This window comes from Halomonas kalidii (genome assembly GCF_030010475.1).
In the GTDB taxonomy this organism is placed as follows: Bacteria; Pseudomonadota; Gammaproteobacteria; order Pseudomonadales; family Halomonadaceae; genus Halomonas; species Halomonas heilongjiangensis.
The window spans coordinates 251308-270749 of record NZ_JASCQN010000032.1; the positions used below are offsets into that span (position 1 = coordinate 251308).

General features: G+C 66.7%; 22 protein-coding genes. 4 read left to right on the top strand and 18 right to left on the bottom strand.

What is annotated here, in order from left to right; all coding sequences use genetic code 11:
- Positions 1 to 46: 46 nt before the first annotated feature.
- A complete protein-coding gene (locus QLQ85_RS09550) occupies positions 47 to 961 on the bottom strand; it encodes a LysR family transcriptional regulator (RefSeq protein WP_282738788.1) in 915 nt (304 codons plus the stop codon).
- A gap of 325 nt (positions 962 to 1286) precedes the next feature.
- On the opposite strand from QLQ85_RS09550, the gene ppnN reads away from it, so the two are divergent.
- On the top strand, positions 1287 to 2648 hold the full coding sequence (ppnN, locus tag QLQ85_RS09555) for a nucleotide 5'-monophosphate nucleosidase PpnN (RefSeq protein WP_282738789.1): 1362 nt from the start codon (positions 1287 to 1289) through the stop codon (positions 2646 to 2648).
- Between the two features lie 10 nt (positions 2649 to 2658).
- Here the strand turns inward: ppnN and QLQ85_RS09560 are convergent, their stop codons facing one another.
- Together QLQ85_RS09560 and QLQ85_RS09565 are read right to left on the bottom strand one after the other, a co-directional pair.
- Positions 2659 to 3027, bottom strand: a complete 369-nt coding sequence (locus QLQ85_RS09560; protein WP_282738790.1) for a hypothetical protein — start codon at positions 3025 to 3027, stop codon at positions 2659 to 2661.
- Between the two features lies 1 nt (position 3028).
- Positions 3029 to 3493 (bottom strand): flavodoxin domain-containing protein, encoded by a 465-nt coding sequence (locus QLQ85_RS09565; RefSeq protein WP_282720600.1) that lies wholly within the window; start codon positions 3491 to 3493, stop codon positions 3029 to 3031.
- Between the two features lie 166 nt (positions 3494 to 3659).
- On the opposite strand from QLQ85_RS09565, the gene QLQ85_RS09570 reads away from it, so the two are divergent.
- Positions 3660 to 3866 (top strand): DUF2788 domain-containing protein, encoded by a 207-nt coding sequence (locus QLQ85_RS09570; RefSeq protein ID WP_282720601.1) that lies wholly within the window; start codon positions 3660 to 3662, stop codon positions 3864 to 3866.
- 64 nt (positions 3867 to 3930) lie between these two features.
- Here the strand turns inward: QLQ85_RS09570 and ihfA are convergent, their stop codons facing one another.
- From ihfA to QLQ85_RS09615, 9 genes are all read right to left on the bottom strand, one after another.
- Entirely contained in the window at positions 3931 to 4386 is a 456-nt protein-coding gene (ihfA, locus tag QLQ85_RS09575) for an integration host factor subunit alpha (RefSeq protein ID WP_326521371.1), read from the bottom strand.
- The gene (gene pheT / locus QLQ85_RS09580) at positions 4307 to 6688 is read right to left on the bottom strand and encodes a phenylalanine--tRNA ligase subunit beta (protein ID WP_282738792.1); all 2382 of its coding nucleotides are present in this window, start codon (positions 6686 to 6688) and stop codon (positions 4307 to 4309) included. The genes ihfA and pheT overlap by 80 nt, the downstream gene beginning before the upstream one ends.
- Positions 6689 to 6733: 45 nt before the next feature.
- The gene (gene pheS / locus QLQ85_RS09585) at positions 6734 to 7753 is read right to left on the bottom strand and encodes a phenylalanine--tRNA ligase subunit alpha (protein ID WP_282738793.1); all 1020 of its coding nucleotides are present in this window, start codon (positions 7751 to 7753) and stop codon (positions 6734 to 6736) included.
- Positions 7754 to 7884: 131 nt separating this feature from the next.
- Positions 7885 to 8238, bottom strand: a complete 354-nt coding sequence (gene rplT, locus QLQ85_RS09590; RefSeq protein ID WP_102626946.1) for a 50S ribosomal protein L20 — start codon at positions 8236 to 8238, stop codon at positions 7885 to 7887.
- Positions 8239 to 8273: 35 nt separating this feature from the next.
- Complete coding sequence (rpmI, locus tag QLQ85_RS09595) at positions 8274 to 8468, bottom strand: 50S ribosomal protein L35 (protein WP_023006837.1); 195 nt, start codon at positions 8466 to 8468, stop codon at positions 8274 to 8276.
- 87 nt (positions 8469 to 8555) lie between these two features.
- Positions 8556 to 9095 (bottom strand): translation initiation factor IF-3, encoded by a 540-nt coding sequence (infC, locus tag QLQ85_RS09600; RefSeq protein ID WP_102586570.1) that lies wholly within the window; start codon positions 9093 to 9095, stop codon positions 8556 to 8558.
- Positions 9096 to 9128: 33 nt separating this feature from the next.
- A complete protein-coding gene (gene thrS / locus QLQ85_RS09605) occupies positions 9129 to 11030 on the bottom strand; it encodes a threonine--tRNA ligase (RefSeq protein ID WP_282738794.1) in 1902 nt (633 codons plus the stop codon).
- Positions 11031 to 11309: 279 nt separating this feature from the next.
- The gene (locus tag QLQ85_RS09610; RefSeq protein WP_282738795.1) at positions 11310 to 11981 is read right to left on the bottom strand and encodes an OmpA family protein; all 672 of its coding nucleotides are present in this window, start codon (positions 11979 to 11981) and stop codon (positions 11310 to 11312) included.
- 270 nt (positions 11982 to 12251) lie between these two features.
- A complete protein-coding gene (locus QLQ85_RS09615) occupies positions 12252 to 12719 on the bottom strand; it encodes a DUF2489 domain-containing protein (protein WP_282738796.1) in 468 nt (155 codons plus the stop codon).
- Between the two features lie 210 nt (positions 12720 to 12929).
- Between QLQ85_RS09615 and QLQ85_RS09620 the strand changes: the two genes are divergently transcribed.
- On the top strand, positions 12930 to 14387 hold the full coding sequence (locus QLQ85_RS09620; protein ID WP_282738797.1) for an SLC13 family permease: 1458 nt from the start codon (positions 12930 to 12932) through the stop codon (positions 14385 to 14387).
- Between the two features lie 53 nt (positions 14388 to 14440).
- Here the strand turns inward: QLQ85_RS09620 and cyoE are convergent, their stop codons facing one another.
- Genes cyoE through QLQ85_RS09640 form a run of 4 tightly spaced genes read right to left on the bottom strand, consistent with a single transcriptional unit; the run spans position 14441 to position 17727 of the window.
- The gene (gene cyoE / locus QLQ85_RS09625) at positions 14441 to 15358 is read right to left on the bottom strand and encodes a heme o synthase (RefSeq protein ID WP_282738798.1); all 918 of its coding nucleotides are present in this window, start codon (positions 15356 to 15358) and stop codon (positions 14441 to 14443) included.
- Positions 15351 to 16397 (bottom strand): COX15/CtaA family protein, encoded by a 1047-nt coding sequence (locus QLQ85_RS09630; RefSeq protein ID WP_282738836.1) that lies wholly within the window; start codon positions 16395 to 16397, stop codon positions 15351 to 15353. The genes cyoE and QLQ85_RS09630 overlap by 8 nt, the downstream gene beginning before the upstream one ends.
- A 38-nt stretch (positions 16398 to 16435) precedes the next feature.
- The gene (locus QLQ85_RS09635) at positions 16436 to 16984 is read right to left on the bottom strand and encodes a hypothetical protein (protein WP_282738799.1); all 549 of its coding nucleotides are present in this window, start codon (positions 16982 to 16984) and stop codon (positions 16436 to 16438) included.
- The gene (locus QLQ85_RS09640; RefSeq protein ID WP_282738800.1) at positions 16981 to 17727 is read right to left on the bottom strand and encodes an SURF1 family protein; all 747 of its coding nucleotides are present in this window, start codon (positions 17725 to 17727) and stop codon (positions 16981 to 16983) included. The genes QLQ85_RS09635 and QLQ85_RS09640 overlap by 4 nt, the downstream gene beginning before the upstream one ends.
- A 10-nt stretch (positions 17728 to 17737) precedes the next feature.
- Here QLQ85_RS09640 and QLQ85_RS09645 point away from each other — a divergent pair, with 10 nt between their 5' ends.
- A complete protein-coding gene (locus tag QLQ85_RS09645) occupies positions 17738 to 17932 on the top strand; it encodes a DUF2909 family protein (protein WP_282720616.1) in 195 nt (64 codons plus the stop codon).
- 45 nt (positions 17933 to 17977) lie between these two features.
- On the opposite strand, the gene QLQ85_RS09650 is transcribed toward QLQ85_RS09645, so the two are convergent.
- Positions 17978 to 18838 carry a cytochrome c oxidase subunit 3 gene (locus QLQ85_RS09650; protein WP_282738801.1) on the bottom strand — a complete coding sequence of 287 codons (861 nt, stop codon included), beginning with the start codon at positions 18836 to 18838 and terminating at the stop codon, positions 17978 to 17980.
- Positions 18835 to 19434 carry a cytochrome c oxidase assembly protein gene (locus tag QLQ85_RS09655; protein ID WP_282720618.1) on the bottom strand — a complete coding sequence of 200 codons (600 nt, stop codon included), beginning with the start codon at positions 19432 to 19434 and terminating at the stop codon, positions 18835 to 18837. Before QLQ85_RS09655 ends, QLQ85_RS09650 begins: the two co-directional genes overlap by 4 nt.
- Positions 19435 to 19442: the final 8 nt, after the last annotated feature.

A 19442-nucleotide genomic window follows, 5' to 3' on the forward strand; every position in this document is an offset into this window, starting at 1 on the left:
TCTTCGTCTGGCAGACCGCCATGGGCGAGTGCGGGCGGCGCCCCGCCTAGCCGAAGCCCGGCTGCTCGCTGTAGCCGTACAGCGACTGGCGCCGCTGCTCGCGGAAGTCCTCCAGCAGGCGGGCATATCGGCGCGGCATCTCGACCCCGGCGCGGTTCACCAGGTGCAACGTCTCGTGGACCGGCACCGGCAGGTCGAGCTCCTTGACCTGGCGCTGCCAGGGCGAGGTCTCCAGCACCAGCCGCGAGACCACCGTGAACCCCAGGCCACGGGCCACGGCGTCCAGCACCATGCCCACCTCATTGGTGAACCCCTGGCGGCGGAAGTGGCTCATCGAACGGAACTCCGCCGGAAAGTTGCTGCGCAGCAGCGCCCCGGCGTGGTTCATGCCTTCCGAATGGCTGATGAAGCCGATGCCCATCAGGTCGGCGAGGTCGCTCCCCGCGAAGTCGGCCGGCACCACCAGGCAGAGCGGCTCGCGGTGCCACGGCTCGACGTTCAGGTCGGGCTGCCTGACCTCCTCGGTGATGATGCCGAGATCGTAACGACCGGCCAGGACGTCCTGGGCGATCTCGTGATTGAAGGCGAAGCTGTAGCTCACGGTCAGCCCGGGGTACATCTGCTGCTGGCCGAGGATGAACGGATAGAGCATCAGCCCCACGCTGCCGGGCGAGGCCAGTCGGCAATCGCCGGAGAAGAGCGAGTCGGCATCGAGGGAGTGGCGGAACTGCTCGTGCTCGGCGAACAGCTTCAACGCATAGTCGTAGGCACGACGCCCCGCCTCGGTGAGGGTGAAGCGGCGCCCGTGGCGATCGAGCAAGGGCTTGTCCAGGTACTGCTCGAGCTTGCGCACGTGCTGGCTGACCCCGGGCTGGGTCATCTCCAGCTGGCGGGCCGTGCGAGTGAAACTGCCGGTCTCGACCAGGGTGATGAAGGTACGGAAGTACAGGGCATTGAACATGGATGGGCACATCACTCGCGGGAGCCGGCTAGCCTGTCGGACTTGACCGATCGTCGCGAGAAAGACGGATTTCGAGTCAAGTTTATCGATCTGATGAGGCGAATAGCGAGCCATTTAACGAATCAGATCGAATAAAATGGGCCGAAAGCCCGGGTTTCGCAGTAGATCAGCGTTAAGTCCGACAGGCTGTTAGCACGGCATTCTACCAGCTCGCCCGCCCCGTCGCACCGCTGCGCGACGGCGACCGGCCATGGTAGCATCTTCACTGACACCCGGCCCGTGATGCCGGCCAAGCACGACTCCGTTCACGACAAGGACGCCCAGGATGCCCGATACCATTTCCAGTACCATCTCGCCGGAAGGCAGCCTGGAGATACTCTCCCAGCACGAGGTCAGTCGCCTCCACGACACCTCGCGCACCGGGCTGCACGATCTGCTGCGCCGCTGCGCCCTCGCCGTGCTCAATTGCGGCAACCCCACCGACGACAGCGTGGCGCTGATGGAGGCCTACCAGGACTTCGACATCGAGGTGATCCCGCAGGACCGCGGCGTGCGCCTCAAGCTCACCAACGCCCCGGCCGAGGCCTTCGTCGACGGCAAGATGATCCGCGGCATCCGGGAGCACATCTCGTCGATCCTGCGCGACATCGTCTACGTCTACAACGAGATCCAGACCCACCGACGCTTCGACCTCACCACCGGCGAGGGCACCACCAACGCGGTCTTCCATATCCTGCGCAAGGCCGGCACCCTGAAGCCGGGGCGCGACCCCAGCCTGGTGGTGTGCTGGGGCGGCCATTCGATCTCCCGGGAGGAGTACGAGTACAGCAAGGACGTGGGCTACCACCTGGGCCTGCGGGAGCTGGACATCTGCACCGGCTGCGGCCCCGGCGCCATGAAGGGGCCCATGAAGGGCGCCAACGTGGCCCACGCCAAGCAGCGCCGCCACCAGGGCCGCTACCTGGGCGTGTCCGAACCCGGCATCATCGCCGCCGAGGCCCCCAACCCCATCGTCAACGAACTGGTGGTGATGCCCGATATCGAGAAGCGCCTGGAAGCCTTCGTGCGCCTGGGCCACGGCATCATCGTCTTCCCCGGCGGCGTGGGCACCGCCGAGGAGATCCTCTATCTGCTGGGGATCCTGCTGCACCCGCAGAACAGCGACATGGAGCTGCCGGTGATCTTCACCGGCCCCGCCGACTCCGCCGACTACTTCCGGCGCATCGACGAGTTCCTGGTCTACACCCTGGGCGAGGAGGTGCGTCGGCTCTATCGCATCATCATCGACAACCCCACCGAGGTGGCGCGCACCATGCGCAAGGGAGTCGACACCGTCACCGACTACCGCAAGACCCGCCAGGATGCCTTCTACTACAACTGGCGACTGAACATCGACCGTCACTTCCAGGAGCCCTTCGCCCCCACCCACGAGGCGATGGCCGGGCTCGCCCTGCATCGTCAGCAGCCGGTGCACGAGCTGGCCGCCAACCTGCGCCGCGCCTTCTCGGGCATCGTCGCCGGCAACGTCAAGGAGCACGGAATTCGCGCCATCCAGGCCCATGGCCCCTTCGAGCTGCATGCCGAACCGGAACTGATGACGCGTCTCGACGAGCTGCTCACCTCCTTCGTCGCCCAGGGTCGCATGAAGCTCGCCGGCGACTACGAGCCCTGCTACCGGCTGGCGTGACCCGCGCCCCTCATCCCCTCTCGGCCCGCCACCAGAGCCAGAGGGCATGGAGCAGCAGGCCGAGGGTGGCGCCATGGGCGAGCAGCAGTTGCCAGCCGATCCAGTCGGTGAACAGGGCATGCCAGGCGCCCATGCCGGCGAGCCCGGCCAGCAGGCCGAGCCCCAGCCGGCCCAGCAGGCCCGGCAAGCGCCGGCGCGCATCGCCGGCCAGCATCCGCCAGTGGATGAAGGCCACCACCACCACCACCGCCACGGCGATCAGCAGCAACGACAGCCGTGTCTCGTGACCGCCCGCCAGGAAACGGGGCACGGTGGCCAGCATCAGCAGCACCAGCCCGAGCATCAGGCTGAGCCGCTCGGGGGTGGGGTTGGCCCCCATCTCAGGCCACCTTCAGCTGCTGGGTCTCGATCCACTCTTCGGCCCAGGGCAATGCCTCGTCGTCGGCCATGAAGGTCTCCATGGCATCGACCTCGAGGCGCTCACCCAGGCGAACCGCCCCCTGCCCCGCCAGCAGCTCGTCGAGGCTGCGCCCCGCACCACAGAAGGTGTCACCGTAGGAGCTGTCGCCCAGGGCGATCAGCCCGTAGCGCAGGTCGGCCAGCGACGGGCTCCGCTCGTCGAGCTCGCGCACGAAGGGTACGAAATTGCCGGGGTAGTCCCCGCTGCCGGTGGTGGAGACGCAGAACAGCGCCAGGTCGGTGGTCGACCCGGTCAGGTCCTCGAGGGTCGGCTGATCGAAGATGGCCACCTCGTAGCCGGCCTGTTCAAACAATGGCTTGACCTGCTCCGCGACGTCCAGGGCGCCGCCGTACATGGTACCGACGAAGATCTTCAGCATGGGCATGTCATGGATTTACCTGAGAATTTCGGTCGGATATTAACATGCTGCCGGGTCGTGGCGCATCCCGACCACACTGGCGGGTGGGACACCCGGCCGCAGCCGGCGCCCTGCACCGCGGGCGCTGGCCGAGTATAATGCTCGGGTTCTCTTCCCCCTGCACGGAGGCGATATGCAGCAGACCTTCGAGGCCTGGGTCACGCCGATCATGATCGGCGGCCTGATCCTCTTCATGTGTTTCATCATCTGGGATCTGGCGAAGAAGTCCCAGGCCGGGCGCTTCGGCACCCTCATGCTGTTCGTCGTTCTCGGCGCCGGCATGCTGGGCTACGTGTTCAAGGTGGTCGTCACCTGGATGATGGAGAGCGGCGGCGTCTGATCCACACTGCGCCGACGCGAAAACGCCACCCGTCGGGTGGCGTTTTCGCTGACGAGGGCGACGCTCAGGGCGCGTCGCCGTGGTAGCTCTCGACCTGGCTCTTGAGCTTCTGTCCCGGGCGAAAGGTCACCACGCGTCGCGCCGAGATGGGAATCTCCTCGCCGGTCTTCGGGTTACGTCCCGGCCGCTCGCGCTTGTCGCGCAGGTCGAAGTTGCCGAAGCCCGACAGCTTGACCTGCTCGTTCTCGCGCAGGCAGGCGCGGATCTCCTCGAAGAAGGCCTCCACCATGGACTTGGCCTCGCGCTTGGAGAGGCCGAGTTCGGCGTGCAGGTGTTCAGCCAGTTCCGCCTTGGTCAATGCGCCCATGTTCACTCCCTCGCGGTGGATCCGCCCCGCCGGCCGGCTGGTGGCTGCATCGGCCTCACGGCGATCTTCACAGCTATCCACGCAGCTCAGCGCCCAGGTGCTGGCGTGCTTCGGCGACGATGGCGTCAACCAACTGATTGATTTCATCGTCATTCAGCGTGCGCGAAGGATGCTGCCAGGTCAAGCCCAGGGCGATGCTCTTGCGCCCTTCCGGCACTCCCTGCCCCTGGTAGACATCGAACAGCCGCGACTCCGTCAGCCACTCCCCGGCCTGGCCATGGATGCTGTCGAGCAGCGCCTGTACCGGCAGTGACTCATCGACCAGGAAGGCCAGGTCGCGGCGCACCTCGGGATGGCGGGACAGCGGCGAGAAGGACGGGACCCGGCCCTGGGTCAGGGCATCCAGGCGCACCTCGAAGAGCAGGGCATCGACCTTCAGGCCCAGCTGTCCCCGCACCGCCGGATGCAGGGTACCGATCCAGCCGGCCTCCTCGCCCCGATACAGGAGGCGGGCGCACTGCCCCGGATGCAGGGCCGAATGCTCGCCGGGCTCGAAGCGCCAGGCCTCGGGCTCCCCGCCCATCGCCAGCAGGCTCTCGAGGTCCCCCTTGAGATCGAAGAAGTCGACCCTGTCCCTGCCCCCGGCCCAGCCCTCGGGCTCGCGGGTCCCGCACACCAGCCCCCCCAGCATCGGCGTCTGGTGCAACTCGTCGAGCTCGCCGCGGAAGACCAGACCGGTCTCGAACAGCCGTACCCGGGTCTGCTGGCGGTTGAGGTTGTGCATGAGCGCCCGCACCAGGCCGGGGAAGAGGCTCGCCCGCATCACCGACAGATCACTGGAGATGGGGTTGGCCAGCACCGGTGACACCACCCGGGGCAGCAGCGCCTGCTGCAGTTCCGGTGAGACGAAGCTATAGGTCACCGCCTCCTGATAGCCACGGGCGACCATCTGGCGCCGCAGCCGGCCCAGCGGGGTGCGTGCCTCGTGGTCGGGGCGCAGCGACAGCCGCGCTGCCGGGCGGCGCACCGGCAGGCGATTGTAGCCATGGATGCGCGCCACCTCCTCGATCAGGTCCTCCTCGATCGCGATATCGAAGCGCCAGCTCGGCGCCCAGGCCACCCACTCCTCGGCGGTCGTTTCCACCGCCATGCCCAGCCGCTCGAGAATCTCGCCGACCTCGGCGGACGGCAACGCCTTGCCGAGTGCCTGCTCGAGACGCGCCGCGCGCAGCCGTACCCGACGCTCGCCGGGCAGCTGCTCGGTGCTGACCGCCTCGATCAGCGGTCCCGGCTCGCCCCCGGTGATCTCGAGCAGCAAGCGCGTGGCACGCTCGGCGGCCTCACGGGCCAGCTGCGGGTCGACGCCCCGCTCGAAGCGATGCGAGGCATCGGTATGCAGGCCATAGTGGCGCGCCTGACCGGCCACCGCCAACGGCGAGAAGAAGGCCGACTCGAGGAAGATGTCGCGGGTCTCGGTACCCACCCCCGAGTGCTCGCCGCCCATGACGCCGGCGATCGCCAGCGGGCCGCGCTCGTCGGCGATCACCAGGGTGGCGTCGGTCAGGGTGATCTCCTGGCCGTCGAGCAGCACCAGGCGCTCGCCCTCCCGGGCCAGGCGCACGATCACCGCCCCATGCAGGTTGGCGCGGTCGAAGGCGTGCAGCGGCTGCCCCAGCTCGAGCATCACGTAGTTGGTGACATCGACCACCGGGTCGATGGCACGGATGCCGCTGCGTCGCAGCCGCTCGACCATCCACAGCGGCGTCTCGGCACTCACGTCGACGCCCTTGATCAGGCGACCGATGTAGCGCGGACAGCGCTCCTCGTCCTCGACGCGCACCGGGAAGGTCTCGTCATGGGTCGGTGCCACCGCGACGATCTCGGGGCCCTCGACCGCCAGGCGGTTGAGCACCCCGACCTCGCGGGCCATGCCCTTGACGCTCAGGCAGTCGCCGCGGTTCGGGGTCAGGTCGACCTCGATGGTGTGGTCATCGAGCCCCATGAAGGCGCGAAAGCTCTCGCCCGTCGGCGCATCGCCCGGCAGCTCGAGAATGCCGTGGGAGGTCTCCTCCTCGAGCCCCAGCTCGGAGGCGGAGCAGATCATGCCGCGCGATTCGACGCCGCGCAGCTTGGCCTTCCTGATCCTGAAGTCGCCGGGCAGCACGGCACCGACCCGGGCGAAGGCCACCTTCTGGCCCACGGCGACGTTGGGCGCGCCACACACCACCTGGACCGTCTCGCCGCTGCCGTCGTCGACCCGGCAGACATTGAGCTTGTCGGCATCCGGGTGCGGCTCCCTCGAGACCACCTCGGCCACCATCACGCCCTCGAAGGACGCGGCCACCGGTTCCACGGCGTCCACTTCCAGGCCGGCCATGGTGATCTGGTCGGCCAGGGCCTGGGTCGCAAGCTGCGGCGAGACCCAGTCACGCAGCCACTGTTCGGAAAATTTCATGGTCAATCCTGTGTTCTGCCAAGGTCCGTGTGTAATGCCGTGCGATCAGGCGAACTGGCGCAGGAAGCGCAGGTCGTTGTCGAAGAACAGGCGCAGGTCGTTGACCCCGTAGCGCAGCATCGCCAGCCGCTCGGCGCCCATCCCGAAGGCGAAGCCCTTGTAGCGCTCGGCGTCGATACCGGAGTGGCGGAACACCTCCGGATGCACCATGCCGCAGCCCATGACCTCGAGCCAGCCGCTGTGGGAGCAGACCCGACACCCCTCGCCGCCACACATCACGCACTGGATGTCGACCTCGGCGGACGGCTCGGTGAAGGGGAAATAGGACGGCCGGAAGCGAACCGAGAGGTCGTCGCGCTCGAAGAAGGCGTGCAGGAAGTCCTCGATGGTACCCTTGAGGTCGGCGAAGCTGACGTCCTCGTCGACCAGCAACCCCTCCACCTGGTTGAACATCGGCGTGTGGGTCAGGTCGGAGTCGCTGCGGTAGACCCGCCCCGGGCAGACGATGCGAATCGGCGGCGCCTGCTCCTTCATGGTCCGCACCTGCACCGGCGAGGTGTGGGTGCGCAGCAGGCGGGTCGCATCGAAGTAGAAGGTGTCCGCCATGCCCCGCGCCGGGTGATGCTCGGGGATGTTGAGTGCCTCGAAGTTGTGGTAGTCGTCCTCGATCTCCGGCCCCACCGCCACGTCGTAGCCGATGCGGGTGAAGAGCCCCTCGATGCGCTCCAGGGTCAGGGTGACCGGATGCAGGCCACCGCTGGGCTGGCCGCGCCCCGGCAGGGTCACATCGATGCGCTCGGCGGCGAGACGCGCCTCGAGCGCGGTCTTCTCCAGGGCGTGGCGGCGCCCCTCGAGCTCCTCGGCGAGCGCCTGCTTGGCCTGGTTGATGCGTTCGCCCGCCGCCGGGCGCTCTGCCGCCGGCAGCTTGCCGAGCCCCTTGAGCAGCGCCGTGATCTCGCCCTTCTTGCCGAGATAGCGCACCCGCAGCTCTTCCAGCGCCGGGATGCTGTCGGCGGCCTGGATGGCGTGGCGAGCCTCGGTGACCAGAGTGGGAAGGTGGTCCATCCGTTGAGCTCCGAAGTCTGTGGTCCTGCAATGATGTCGCTTGCAAAAAAACAGGGGAAGAGCGGCTGCTCTTCCCCTGCAACGCCGGCGACCGGCCGGCGAGTGCCGGGCGCGGTCGCGGTCGATGTCACTTACTGGGCAGCCTTGGCCTTCTCGACGATGGCGGCAAAGGCAGCCTTCTCGTTGACGGCCAGGTCGGCCAGCACCTTGCGATCGATCTCGATACCGGCCTTCTTGAGGCCACCGACGAAACGGCTGTAGGAGAGACCGTGCACCCGGGCACCGGCGTTGATGCGCTGGATCCACAGGGCGCGGAACTGGCGCTTGCGCTGGCGGCGGTCACGATAGGCATACTGGCCGGCCTTGATGACGGCCTGCTTGGCCACGCGGAAAACCCGCGACCGGGCACCGTAGTAACCCTTGGCCTGCTTGAGAATCTTCTTGTGACGGCGACGGGCAACGACGCCACGCTTGACACGAGTCATAGCTATCTCCTGACGTTAAGGGGGTCTACCAAGGGTTACAGGTTCGGCAACATGCGCTGGATCAGCGCCTTGTCGGCGTCGTGAATCTGCTTCATGCCACGCAGATGCCGCTTACGCTTGGTGGACTTCTTGGTCAGGATGTGGCTACGGAACGACTGCTTGTGCTTGAAGCCGTTGGCCGTCTTCTTGAAGCGCTTGGCAGCGCCGCTGTTGCTCTTGATTTTCGGCATGAGACTAACTCCGCTCGAGGTTTTTTCAGAAAACCCGGGGCCGACGGGAAGCGCGGACGCCTCCCGACCGTTCGACTGGCCGTCGGATCACTTCTTCTTGGGGGCAATGATCATGATCATCTGGCGCCCTTCCATCTTGGGGAAGGCCTCCACGGTCCCGATCTCCTCGAGATCCGCGGCGATCCGCTCCATCAGCTTGCGGCCGATGTCCTGGTGCGCCATTTCACGGCCACGAAACCGCAGCGTGACCTTGCCCTTGTCGCCACCTTCGAGGAAACGCGTCAGGTTCTTCAGCTTGACCTGATAGTCGCCCTCGTCGGTGCCAGGCCGGAACTTGACTTCCTTGACCTGGATCTGCTTCGTCTTCTTCTTCTGAGCCGACTTCTGCTTCTTCTGCTCGAAGACGAATTTGCCGTAGTCCATGATCTTGCAGACGATCGGATCGGCGTTGGAAATCTGCACGAGGTCCATACCGGCGGCTTCGGCACGCTCCAGCGCGTCGCTGGTGGGCACGACACCCAACTGCTCGCCGTCGCTGTCGATCAGGCGAACCTGATCTTCGGTAATGCGCTCGTTCATCGGGGGGCGCTTGTCCTGAACGCGCCCTCTTGGGTTGCTTCGCTTGATCGCTACGTCTCCTTAAGACAATTGACGATGTCGTCAGCCGAGTTCGGCACTCAGACGCTCGATGAGGTCGCCGACCTGCATGGTCCCGAGATTCTCGCCGGTACGCGTACGCACGGCGACCGAGTCAGCCTCGACTTCCTTATCCCCCACTACCAGGAGATAGGGAACTTTCTGCAACGTATGCTCGCGGATTTTAAAGCCGATCTTCTCGTTCCTCAAGTCCGCCTTGACGCGCAGGCCGATTTTCTGCAGGCGGTGCTCGAGCCGGGAGGCGTAATCACGCTGCGCATCGGTGATGGTCAACACCACCGCCTGCTGCGGCGCCAGCCACAGCGGCATGGCCCCGGCATGGTGCTCGATGAGGATGCCGATGAAGCGCTCGAAGGAGCCCAGGATCGCCCGATGCAGCATCACCGGTGTCTTGCGCGCCCCGTCCTCGTCGACGAACTGGGCGCCGAGCCGGCCCGGCAGGTTGAAGTCCAGCTGCAGGGTACCACACTGCCAGACTCGATTGAGGCAATCCCGCAGGGCGAACTCGATCTTGGGCCCATAGAAGGCGCCCTCGCCCGGCTGCAGCTCCCACTCGAGCCCGGTGGCGTTCAGGGCCGCCTCGAGCCCCGCCTCGGCACGGTCCCACATCGCCGGATCCCCCATCAGCTCGCCGTCGGGGCGCGTGGAGAGCTTGAGTTCCACGTCCTCGAAGCCGAGCTCCTTGTAGACCTTGAGCGTCAGGGCGATGAAGGCCTCGGCCTCGGCCTGGATCTGCCCCTCGGTGCAGAAGATATGGGCGTCGTCCTGGGTGAATCCGCGTACCCGCATCAGGCCGTGCAGGGCCCCCGACGGCTCGTTGCGGTGACAGCTGCCGAACTCGGCCAGGCGCAGCGGCAGGTCGCGGTAGCTCTTCAGCCCCTGATTGAACACCTGCACGTGGCAGGGGCAGTTCATCGGCTTGACCGCGTACTCGCGCTTCTCCGACTCGGTGGTGAACATCATGTCGCTGTAGTGGCCCCAATGGCCGGATTTCTTCCACAGCGACAGGTCGACGATCTGGGGGGTCCTGATCTCCTGATAGCCGTGCTCGACCTGCACCCGGCGCATGTACTGCTCCAGGGCCTGGTAGAGGGTCCAGCCGTTGGGGTGCCAGAAGACCATCCCCGGCGCCTCCTCCTGGAGGTGGAAGAGGTCCATCTTCCTGGCCAGTTTGCGGTGATCGCGCTTCTCGGCCTCCTCGAGACGCTTGAGGTAGGCCTTGAGCTGCTTCCTGTCGCCCCAGGCCGTGCCGTAGATACGGGTCAGCATCGGCTTGGAGGCGTCACCGCGCCAGTAGGCACCGGCCAGCTTGGTCAGCTTGAATGCCTTGAGGTGCCGGGTATTGGGCACATGGGGGCCCCGGCACATGTCGATGTACTCGTCGTGATGGTAGAGACGAATGGTCTCACCCTCGGGAATCCCGCGCACGATCTCCTGCTTGTAGGGCTCGTCGCGGTGCAGGAAGGTGAGCATCGCGCGGTCGCGATCGACGTACTCGCGCACCACGTCGTACTCGCTGTCGATGAGCGCCTTCATGCGCTCCTCGATGGCCTCGAGGTCCTCGGGGGTCACCGAACGACCGAAATCGATGTCGTAGTAGAAACCGTCGTCGATCACCGGCCCGATGGCCATCCTCGCCTCGGGATAGAGCTGCTTGACCGCATGGCCGATCAGGTGGGCGCAGGAGTGACGGATGACCTCGAGGCCTTCCGGATCACGGGCGGTGAGGATCGCCACCGTGGCGTCGCGGTCGATGATGTCGGCGGCATCCACCGGTACGCCGTCGATCTTGCCGGCCACACAGGCCTTGGCCAGGCCGGGGCCTATGCTCTCGGCCAGCTGCATCACGGAAAGGGGTTCGTCGAAGGTTCTCTGGCTGCCGTCGGGCAGGGTCACGATGGGCATGAAGGGTCCTTGAGCGCAGTGGTGGCCCATACGAGAGACCACATGTCGCGATGAACGAAGCATTGAACGATGAGCGGGCCACGCCCTCCCCGACCATCACGCCTCGCCGCGACGCAGCAACGAGGGTGAGACGGTGCCGGAGACCGGCGTGGCAGCCGCCTACCTTACCAGAAGCGCGGTCATCCGCGCCATGATCATGAAAACGACCGGGGCGCCCTGAGGCGCCCCGGAACCGGACGGGAACCCGTCCGGTGCTGTCGGCATGGCCGATCGCTCAGATCACTGGCGATCGATCTCCACGCGACGGTTCAAGGCACGCCCCTCGTCGGTGTCGTTGGTGGCGACCGGACGCTCCTCGCCGTAACCCGTGGCGGTCATGCGATTACCGGCGATGCCCTGGGACATCAGGTAGTTACGCACGGACTCGGCACGACGCTGGGAGAGATCCAGGTTGTACTCGTTGGAACCGACGGAGTCGGTGTGACCCTCGATCTTCACGCGCAGATCGGGGTTCTCGCGCAGGCGGTGAGCGACCTCGTCCAGGGTCATCTCGGCCTGGGGAAGCAGCGCGGCACGATCGAACTCGAAGTTGACCTCGCTGGAGAGCACCACCGGCTCGAACTCCGGCTCGGGGGCAGGTGCCGGCTCGGGCATCGGCTCGGGCTCCGGCTCGGCGACCGGCTCCGGAGTGCGATCGGCGCACAGCAGGGCACCGATGGCGGCACCCGTTGTCCCACCGATGGCGACACCGCTGTCCTCATCGGAGCTGCCGCTGGTGGCATAGCCGATGCCGCCGCCGATCAGGCCGCCGGCGATACCGCAGACCACGGGCTGCTGGTACCAGGCGCGATCGGAGGACCCGGACGAGGACTGAGAGGCCGAACTGGCACAGCCGGAGAGGCCGATGACCAGCGCTGAACCGAGCAACAAACCAGTCGTAGAATTCTTCATTTTCAAACTCCTTCTTCTTGATTCAGTTCCTGGGGATACAGCACAAGTCCCCGTTCCCAAGTGATCCAGACGGTCGGAAGACGCGGGGCCTTATCCCCTTGCCCACCTGTGCTACCCGTCACGCCGGAACTCGACAAGCGATGACGCCTTCCTGGCGCTGCAAGCTTGCCGGAGCCCGGCGTATCTTTCAATCGTCATCTTATGACATTAACGGCACAGCACGCCACGGATAATCAAACAGTGTGCGATCAACGCGGATTGCCCCTCGGCTCAGTGCAGGCTACGTGGCCAGTCGCGACGAAAGGCCAGCGCCGCCCTGGCAGCCTCGAGGACAGCCCCACGCATCTCGTCCTCGACGGCGAGCCGTTCACGGTCTTCCCGGAAACGCTCCCTGGGCGTCAGCGCCTCACGTGCCGAGTGAGTATGCAGGTGTCGAGTACGAGCGTATACCTCGCCGAAGGCCTGGAACGCCGGGCGTTCCATGAGCCGCGAGTCGAGGATCTCGAGCAGCACCTTGCAACGCCAGGCGCCCTCGGTCACGTCCACCTGTTCCTGCAGTAGCGCCGACGCCACCAGCTCGAGGTTCTCCAGGCAGTTGTCGTGGGCACGTCGCTGCTCCTCGATACGCAAGGCTTCGCGACGGCGGATCTCCCGACGCAGAGTGAAGGCGTAGGCGGCCAGGCCGGCGATGATCGCCAGGCCCACACCGAGCAGGATCAGTGCAGTGGTCGTCGTCATCGTGATTCCACGGGGTCGTTGGGCTGCCGGGCATTCTACATGCCGAGCCCCCCCACCCCAATCCCCGCCCCGCCGGAAGCGCACGCGCCAGCGACTTCATCGGCTGGCCCCGAGTGCCGTCGGGCGGATCGATCGGCTTGAATTCGCGTTCGTCCCATTCGTGGGGCAGCGACTATGCTGCCTACCGTCCCCGCACGTCACGGAGCTCTCATGCAAGCAACCAACGATGCCCCCGACAGGGAGCCGGGCCCATCCACGGCCGGGCGCATCGGCCTCTGGCTCGGCCCCTCGTGGATCCTGCTGACGCTGGTCCTGCCGGCCCCGGCGGGCATGAGCGACCCGGCCTGGACCTGTGCCGGTCTGGCACTGCTGATGGCCACCTGGTGGTCGACCGAGGCGATCCCGATTCCCGCCACCTCGCTGTTGCCGCTGGTGCTCATCCCGGCGCTGGGTATCGGCAGCATGGGCGACACCGCCTCCGGTTACGCCAACCCGATCATCTACCTGTTCCTCGGTGGCTTCCTGCTGGGCATCTCCATGCAGCGCTGGAACCTGCACCGGCGCATCGCCCTGCACGTGCTCAAGGTGGTCGGCGCCGAGCCACGACGCCAAATCGGCGGCTTCATGATCGCCACCGGCTTCCTCAGCATGTGGGTCTCCAACACCGCCACCGCCATCATGATGCTGCCGATCGGCATGTCGGTGGTCAGCCTGCTCGGGGACAGCGCTCCCGACGAGCTCAAGCGCTACGCCACGGCCCTGCTGCTGGCCATCGCCTACTCCGCCAGCATTGGCGGCGTGGCGACCCTGATCGGCACGCCGCCCAACGCCCTGCTGGCCGGTTACCTGGCCGAGGAGCGTGGCATCGACCTCGGCTTCGCCCAGTGGATGCTGATCGGCCTGCCGATCAGCATCGCCATGATGGGCTGCGCCTGGTGGTGGCTGACCCGCCGCGATTTCATCCTGAACGCCGGCGACGACAGCGCCGGAATGATCCATGACGAACTCGCCACACTGGGACCGATGACCCCGGCCGAGCAACGAGTCGGCATCATCTTCCTGCTCGCCGCCCTGGCCTGGGTCGCACGGCCACTGCTCAACGACATCGGACTGGGCTGGCTGTCGGATACCAGCATCGCCATCGCCGCCGGCATCGCCCTGTTCCTGGTTCCCAGCGGGCGCGGCGACGGCGAGCGGCTGATGGTCTGGGAAGCCGCTCAACAGCTCCCCTGGGGCATCCTGCTGCTGTTCGGTGGCGGCCTCGCACTGGCCGGCGCCATCAGCCGCTCCGGGTTGGCCGAGTGGATCGCCGAACGGCTCGGCATCTTCGGAGTCTTCCCGTTACTGGGCCTGGTGGCCGTGGTGGTGCTGGTGATCATCTTCCTCACCGAGGTCACCTCCAACACCGCCACCGCCGCGGCCTTCCTGCCACTGCTCGGCGCCCTGGCCCTGTCGCTGGACATCTCGCCGCTGCTGATCACGGTGCCCGCCGCGATCGCCGCCAGTTGCGCCTTCATGATGCCGGTCGCCACGCCGCCCAATGCGATCGTCTTCGCCACCGGTCACTTGAAGATCCAGTCGATGATCCGTGCCGGCTTCGCGCTCAACCTGATCAGCACCGTGCTGGTCACCGTGATGGCCTATCTGCTGATCGTCACGCTCTGGTAGGCCGGATACGCAGCGGGCCCGCTGCGGGTTCAGCATGAACCGGTCACACGCCATCACAATGTCCAGGCGACGGCGTAGTGATCGAGCAGCAGCACCCCGAAGACGCCCAGGATATAGCGGATCGAGAACCAGAACGCCGCCAGCGGCGCCTTGGGGTCCTGCCCACGCCACACCTTCCAGTTCCAGTACATGAAACGGGCGTTGAGCGCCATCACCCCGGCCAGGTAGACGGCACCGCTCATGCCGATGGCGAAGGGCAGCAGCGTGACGGCCACGGTGAGCCAGCCATAGAGCCAGACCTGCAGCCGGGTGAAGGCTTCGCCATGGGTCACCGGGAGCATGGGCACGCCGGCCTTGGCGTACTCGTCCCGCTTGTGGATCGCCAGGGCCCAGAAATGGGGTGGCGTCCAGGCGAAGACGATCAGCAGCAGCAGCAACGGCTCCGGGCCGAGCTGGCCGGTCACCGCCGTCCAGCCGAGCAGCGGAGGCGATGCCCCCGCCACCCCGCCGATGACGATGTTCTGGGGCGTGGCCCGCTTGAGGAAGGCGGTGTAGACCAGCGCATAACCGAGCAGGGAGCCCAGCGTCAGCCAGGCGGTCAGGGCATTGACCTGCCAGATCAGCAGACCGATCCCCGCCACCGACAGCAGCGTGGCCCAGCCCAGCGCCACCGAGGTCGGCATGCGCCTCGACGCCAGGGGACGCTGCGAGGTGCGCAGCATCATGGCATCCAGGCGACGATCCACCACGTGGTTGAAGGCCGCGGCGCCTCCGGCCGCCAGGCCGATGCCGACCAGGCCATACACCACCACCGACAGCGACGGCAGTACCGGGCTGGCCAGGGCCATCCCCACCAGGGCACAGGCGAGCATCACCACCACCACCCTCGGCTTGCACAGGGTCACCAGATCCCGCCAGCCCCACTGGGCCTCCGCCAGCGATTCGGCACGCTCGATCACCGCATTAGGCATGTGCCCACTCCTTCTCCGCGGGTTGTTGTCTTTCGCCCCGGCTGACCGGTTCCCGCCATACCCAGACGGCCAGGGCCATCAGTACCACCAGCGCCACTGCCCCGGCGGTATGCAGCAAGGCCAGCCATAGCGGCAACCACAACAGCACATTGGCGACCCCCAGCCCCAACTGTACAGCGTACCCGCCGACCAGGGCGCCCAGCCAGGGCCTCAGGCGACGCTCCTGCCAGTGACGCCACGCCAGCAGCAGTAGCCCCAGGCCCAGCGCCAGCGCCCCCAGGCGATGACCGAAGTGGATGGCGGTCCGGGCGTCGGCATGCAACTGGCCATGCAGGTAGTTGGGCCCCACGGTCTGGGTCAGATGAAACCCCTCGCTCCAGTCGGTGTCCGGCCACCACTGGCCGTTGCAGGTCGGGAAACCCTGACAGGCGATGCCGGCATAGTTGCTCGAGACCCAGCCACCCAGCGCCAGCTGGAGCAGCAACAGCACCATGGCCAGCCCCCAGAGCGGGGACAGCGGACGTCGTGGAGCCACCGGGGCGCTGGTCGAGGCAAAGCGACGCAGCCGCAGGTGAAGCCAGAGAAACAGCAGCATCACCGAGAGCCCGCCCAGCAGGTGGAGGGTCACCACCTGGGGCCACAGCTTGAGAGTCACGGTGAAGGCGCCGAAGGCCCCTTGCAGCAGGATCACCGCCAGCAACGCGAGGCTGAGGCCCCAGGGATAGCCGGGGCGACGGCGCAACCGGAGCCCCAGCAGCACCAGGGCGATCACCAGCAGTCCCAGGCTGGAGGCGACGTAGCGATGAATCATCTCGACCCAGGCCTTGACGCTCTCGAGCGGCGTGTCGGGGCTGTGGACCAGCGCCCTCTCGGCATCCGGCACCACCAGGCGCCCGTAACAGCCCGGCCAATCCGGACACCCCAGACCGGCGTCCATCAGGCGCGTCCCGACGCCCACCAGGATGACCCCGATGGTGAACACCACCCCGACCAGGCTCAGGGTGACCAGCAGGCGCAACCCACTCTCCGGCTTCGTCATCGCCACCTCGCGTCCCGTTTCCGCCCACTGCGGACCACTCACTGCTGCGCCACCTGACGCGCACTCTTCACCGACGACTCCGGGTTCATGCGCAACAGCTTGTTGACATCGTCCAGCACGTCCCTGGGCTCGACGCCGGCCGAGTAGCCCAGTACGGCCTCGCCACGGGGATCGAGCACCCACAGCTGATCGGGCCGCCGCCAGCCGGGCGGTGTCGACCAGCGCGCCACCACTTCGCCGGGCAGCGCCTGCGCCTCGCCGCCGATCCGCAGGCGAGTGACCCGATGCGCCTCGCTCCCCAGCGCCCGATGCAGACGCCACCACTGGTCGGACAGCGCCTCGCAGCTCCCGGCGCAGTCGAAGGCCAATACCCAGTCGCCGCCCTCGAGTGGCGCCCGGGGCTCGGCCAACGGCCACTCGGCGAGGAGCGGAATGTCCGGCACCAGCTCGCCGTGGGCGGTGCGCTGCTCGGGGATGCCGATACGCCAGGCCACCATGACCCATGCCACCAGCAGCGGCAGCACGAAGACGGCCAGCAGCGCCAGCAACTTGAATCGTGGATGGTGAACGGCACGGGGTGCGCTCATTGTCGCGTCTCCTTGGACGGCAGTGAATCGAGGTGCAGGGAAACGGCAGGTTCATCGCGGTCACGGCCCAGGCGACGCCCGCCGATCAGCATCACCGCGAGGGCCGCCAGGGCCAGCCCCCACCACTGAACGGCATAGCCGAGATGACGGGCGGGGGGCATCACGCTGGGGGTCCACCAGGAATCGAGATGGCCGGGGCCGGAGGCGAGGTGCAGCCAGCCGTCATGAGCGAAGTCGAGCGACCAGGCGGCGAGGTCGATCTGCTGCAACCGCCGCCCCTCGCGATTGGGACCGAACAGTGGACCACCATCCCCCGCCGACTGCCAGTCGCCCTCCAGCGTCACCGGCCCGCCAGGCGTCGTGACCGACGGCGTGTCGCGGGTCGTGCCGGTGGCGAGGAAGCCGCGCTGGACCAGCCACAGGCGGCCGTCGTCGCCACGCAAGGGGGTCAGTACGGCAACGCCGAGCCGGCCATCGAGGGTGCGGTTGTCGAGAAACAGCGTCTGGTCGGCCAGGTACTCCCCGGAAAGCGTCACCCGAGCGCCCTCCGGCGGCCGGTCCCGGGGGGCCATCTGATGGGGGGCCGTCTCGAGCCGAGTCAGATGATCGCACTTCTCGGCGGCACGCTCCCACTGCCAGACACCCAGCATCAGCCCGAGCACTACCAGCGGAGACCAGAAGGCCCACCAGAGACGTTGCCGCCGTCGCCCTGCACAGGCATGCTGGATGTCTTCGCGTGCCAAGGAGTGCCTCATGTTGCTGAAGATCCTGATTGCCCTGGTGTTCCTGTCCATGGTGACCAGCCTGGCTGCCGGTGCCGGCTTTCTCCTGCATGACGACAACCAGTCGCGTCGGCTGCTGGTCTCGCTGAAGGTCCGGGTGGCACTCGCCGCCACCCTGCTCGGCCTGCTCTTCTACGGATTCTACGTCGACGGCCTCGCCGGCTGATCCCATGAGGCCGGCCTGGAAAACTCCGGCCTGGAAAACACTGGTCTAAAAAACATAGACGAACAGGAACAGCCCGATCCATACCACGTCGACGAAGTGCCAGTACCAGCATGACGCCTCGAACCCGAAGTGGTGGTCACCGGAAAAATGACCGCGCAGGATGCGCACGAACATCACCGCCAGGATGGTGGCCCCGATGATCACGTGCAGCCCGTGGAAGCCGGTGAGCAGGAAGAAGGTCGCCCCATAGATACCGGCCTGCAGGGTGATGCCGTAGTGGGTGTAGGCCTCGTAATACTCCACCCCCTGAATGCCGATGAAGGTGATGGCCAGCAGCAGGGTGACGAACAGCCAGTTGCGCGTGGTACCGCGGTAGCCCTCCTTCAACCCCTCATGGGCCACGGTCAGGGTGATGCTCGAGGCCACCAGGATCAGGGTATTGACCAGAGGCAGTTGCCAGGGGCTGAAGGTCTCCGCGGGTCCCGCGATCGACGAATCAGGCGGATTCATCAAGGGCCAGCTGGCGGTGAAGTCGGGCCACAGCAGCGCCGCGACCCCCTTGGCGCCCTCGCCATCCAGCCAGGGGATGGCGAAGGTGCGCACGTAGAAGAGCGCCCCGAAGAAGGCGGCGAAGAACATCACCTCGGAGAAGATGAACCAGCCCATCCCCCAGCGGAAGGAGCGATCCATCTGGGCATCGTAGAGCCCACGGCGGGACTCCCTGATCACGTCACGGAACCACAGGGCCATGACCGCCAGTACCGCCGCCAGCCCCGCCGCCATCACCGGGGTGCCGCGCCCGTGCACCAGCGCCATGCCGGTACCGATCATCATCGTGCCTAGCGCCAGGGCCCCCAGTATCGGCCACTTGCTGGATGCGGGAACGTAATAGCTGCCACCACTCATGCCTCATCTCCTTTGCCGGCAGTCACCTGCGCCCTCAGGGGAGCTCGCGCATCGGTGACCGGATACAGGGTATAGACCAGGGTTACGGTATTGACGTCGGGAGGCAGGTCGCGCGCCAGCTGGAAGACCAGCGGCAGCTCGAGCTGCTCGCCGGCCTCCAGATGCTGCTCGTCGAAGCAGAAGCAGCTGACCTTGCGCAGGTGCCGTGATGCCCGTGAGGGCGAGACGCTGGGCACCGCCCGCCCCCAGTTGGCTTCTGCGCTCTGGTTGCGGAAGGTGAAGTTGACCTCGCTGGTCTGGCCGGGATGAACACGCACCTGGCGGGTCTCCACCTCCATTCGCCATGGCAACCCGGAACTGCCGCGGGTGATGAACTGCACGGTGACGTAGCGGGAGTCGTCCACCCCTTCGTGGACGACGGCCTGGGCGGTGTTGTCCACCTTGCCGTTGATGCCGGTGACGCGACAGAAGACGTCATACAGCGGCACCAGCGCGAAGGCGAAGGCGAACATGCCGATCAGCGCCGCGACAGACCGCACCACCGTCCGTCTGACACCGGCATTTCGGGAACGGGCGTCGTGATCCTCGTGACTCATGGCATCCT

Coding starts and splice junctions, on each gene's coding strand:
- cyoE (WP_282738798.1), bottom strand. CDS start 15,358: ATGCCTAATGCGGTGATCGAGCGTGCCGAATCGCTGGCGGAGGCCCAG.
- QLQ85_RS09630 (WP_282738836.1), bottom strand. CDS start 16,397: ATGACGAAGCCGGAGAGTGGGTTGCGCCTGCTGGTCACCCTGAGCCTG.
- rplT (WP_102626946.1), bottom strand. CDS start 8,238: ATGACTCGTGTCAAGCGTGGCGTCGTTGCCCGTCGCCGTCACAAGAAG.
- QLQ85_RS09620 (WP_282738797.1), top strand. CDS start 12,930: ATGCAAGCAACCAACGATGCCCCCGACAGGGAGCCGGGCCCATCCACG.
- QLQ85_RS09565 (WP_282720600.1), bottom strand. CDS start 3,493: ATGCCCATGCTGAAGATCTTCGTCGGTACCATGTACGGCGGCGCCCTG.
- QLQ85_RS09645 (WP_282720616.1), top strand. CDS start 17,738: ATGTTGCTGAAGATCCTGATTGCCCTGGTGTTCCTGTCCATGGTGACC.
- QLQ85_RS09610 (WP_282738795.1), bottom strand. CDS start 11,981: ATGAAGAATTCTACGACTGGTTTGTTGCTCGGTTCAGCGCTGGTCATC.
- QLQ85_RS09560 (WP_282738790.1), bottom strand. CDS start 3,027: ATGGGGGCCAACCCCACCCCCGAGCGGCTCAGCCTGATGCTCGGGCTG.
- rpmI (WP_023006837.1), bottom strand. CDS start 8,468: ATGCCGAAAATCAAGAGCAACAGCGGCGCTGCCAAGCGCTTCAAGAAG.
- QLQ85_RS09550 (WP_282738788.1), bottom strand. CDS start 961: ATGTTCAATGCCCTGTACTTCCGTACCTTCATCACCCTGGTCGAGACC.
- thrS (WP_282738794.1), bottom strand. CDS start 11,030: ATGCCCATCGTGACCCTGCCCGACGGCAGCCAGAGAACCTTCGACGAA.
- QLQ85_RS09615 (WP_282738796.1), bottom strand. CDS start 12,719: ATGACGACGACCACTGCACTGATCCTGCTCGGTGTGGGCCTGGCGATC.
- ihfA (WP_326521371.1), bottom strand. CDS start 4,386: ATGACGATGAAATCAATCAGTTGGTTGACGCCATCGTCGCCGAAGCAC.
- pheT (WP_282738792.1), bottom strand. CDS start 6,688: ATGAAATTTTCCGAACAGTGGCTGCGTGACTGGGTCTCGCCGCAGCTT.
- pheS (WP_282738793.1), bottom strand. CDS start 7,753: ATGGACCACCTTCCCACTCTGGTCACCGAGGCTCGCCACGCCATCCAG.
- QLQ85_RS09655 (WP_282720618.1), bottom strand. CDS start 19,434: ATGAGTCACGAGGATCACGACGCCCGTTCCCGAAATGCCGGTGTCAGA.
- QLQ85_RS09650 (WP_282738801.1), bottom strand. CDS start 18,838: ATGAGTGGTGGCAGCTATTACGTTCCCGCATCCAGCAAGTGGCCGATA.
- ppnN (WP_282738789.1), top strand. CDS start 1,287: ATGCCCGATACCATTTCCAGTACCATCTCGCCGGAAGGCAGCCTGGAG.
- QLQ85_RS09635 (WP_282738799.1), bottom strand. CDS start 16,984: ATGAGCGCACCCCGTGCCGTTCACCATCCACGATTCAAGTTGCTGGCG.
- QLQ85_RS09570 (WP_282720601.1), top strand. CDS start 3,660: ATGCAGCAGACCTTCGAGGCCTGGGTCACGCCGATCATGATCGGCGGC.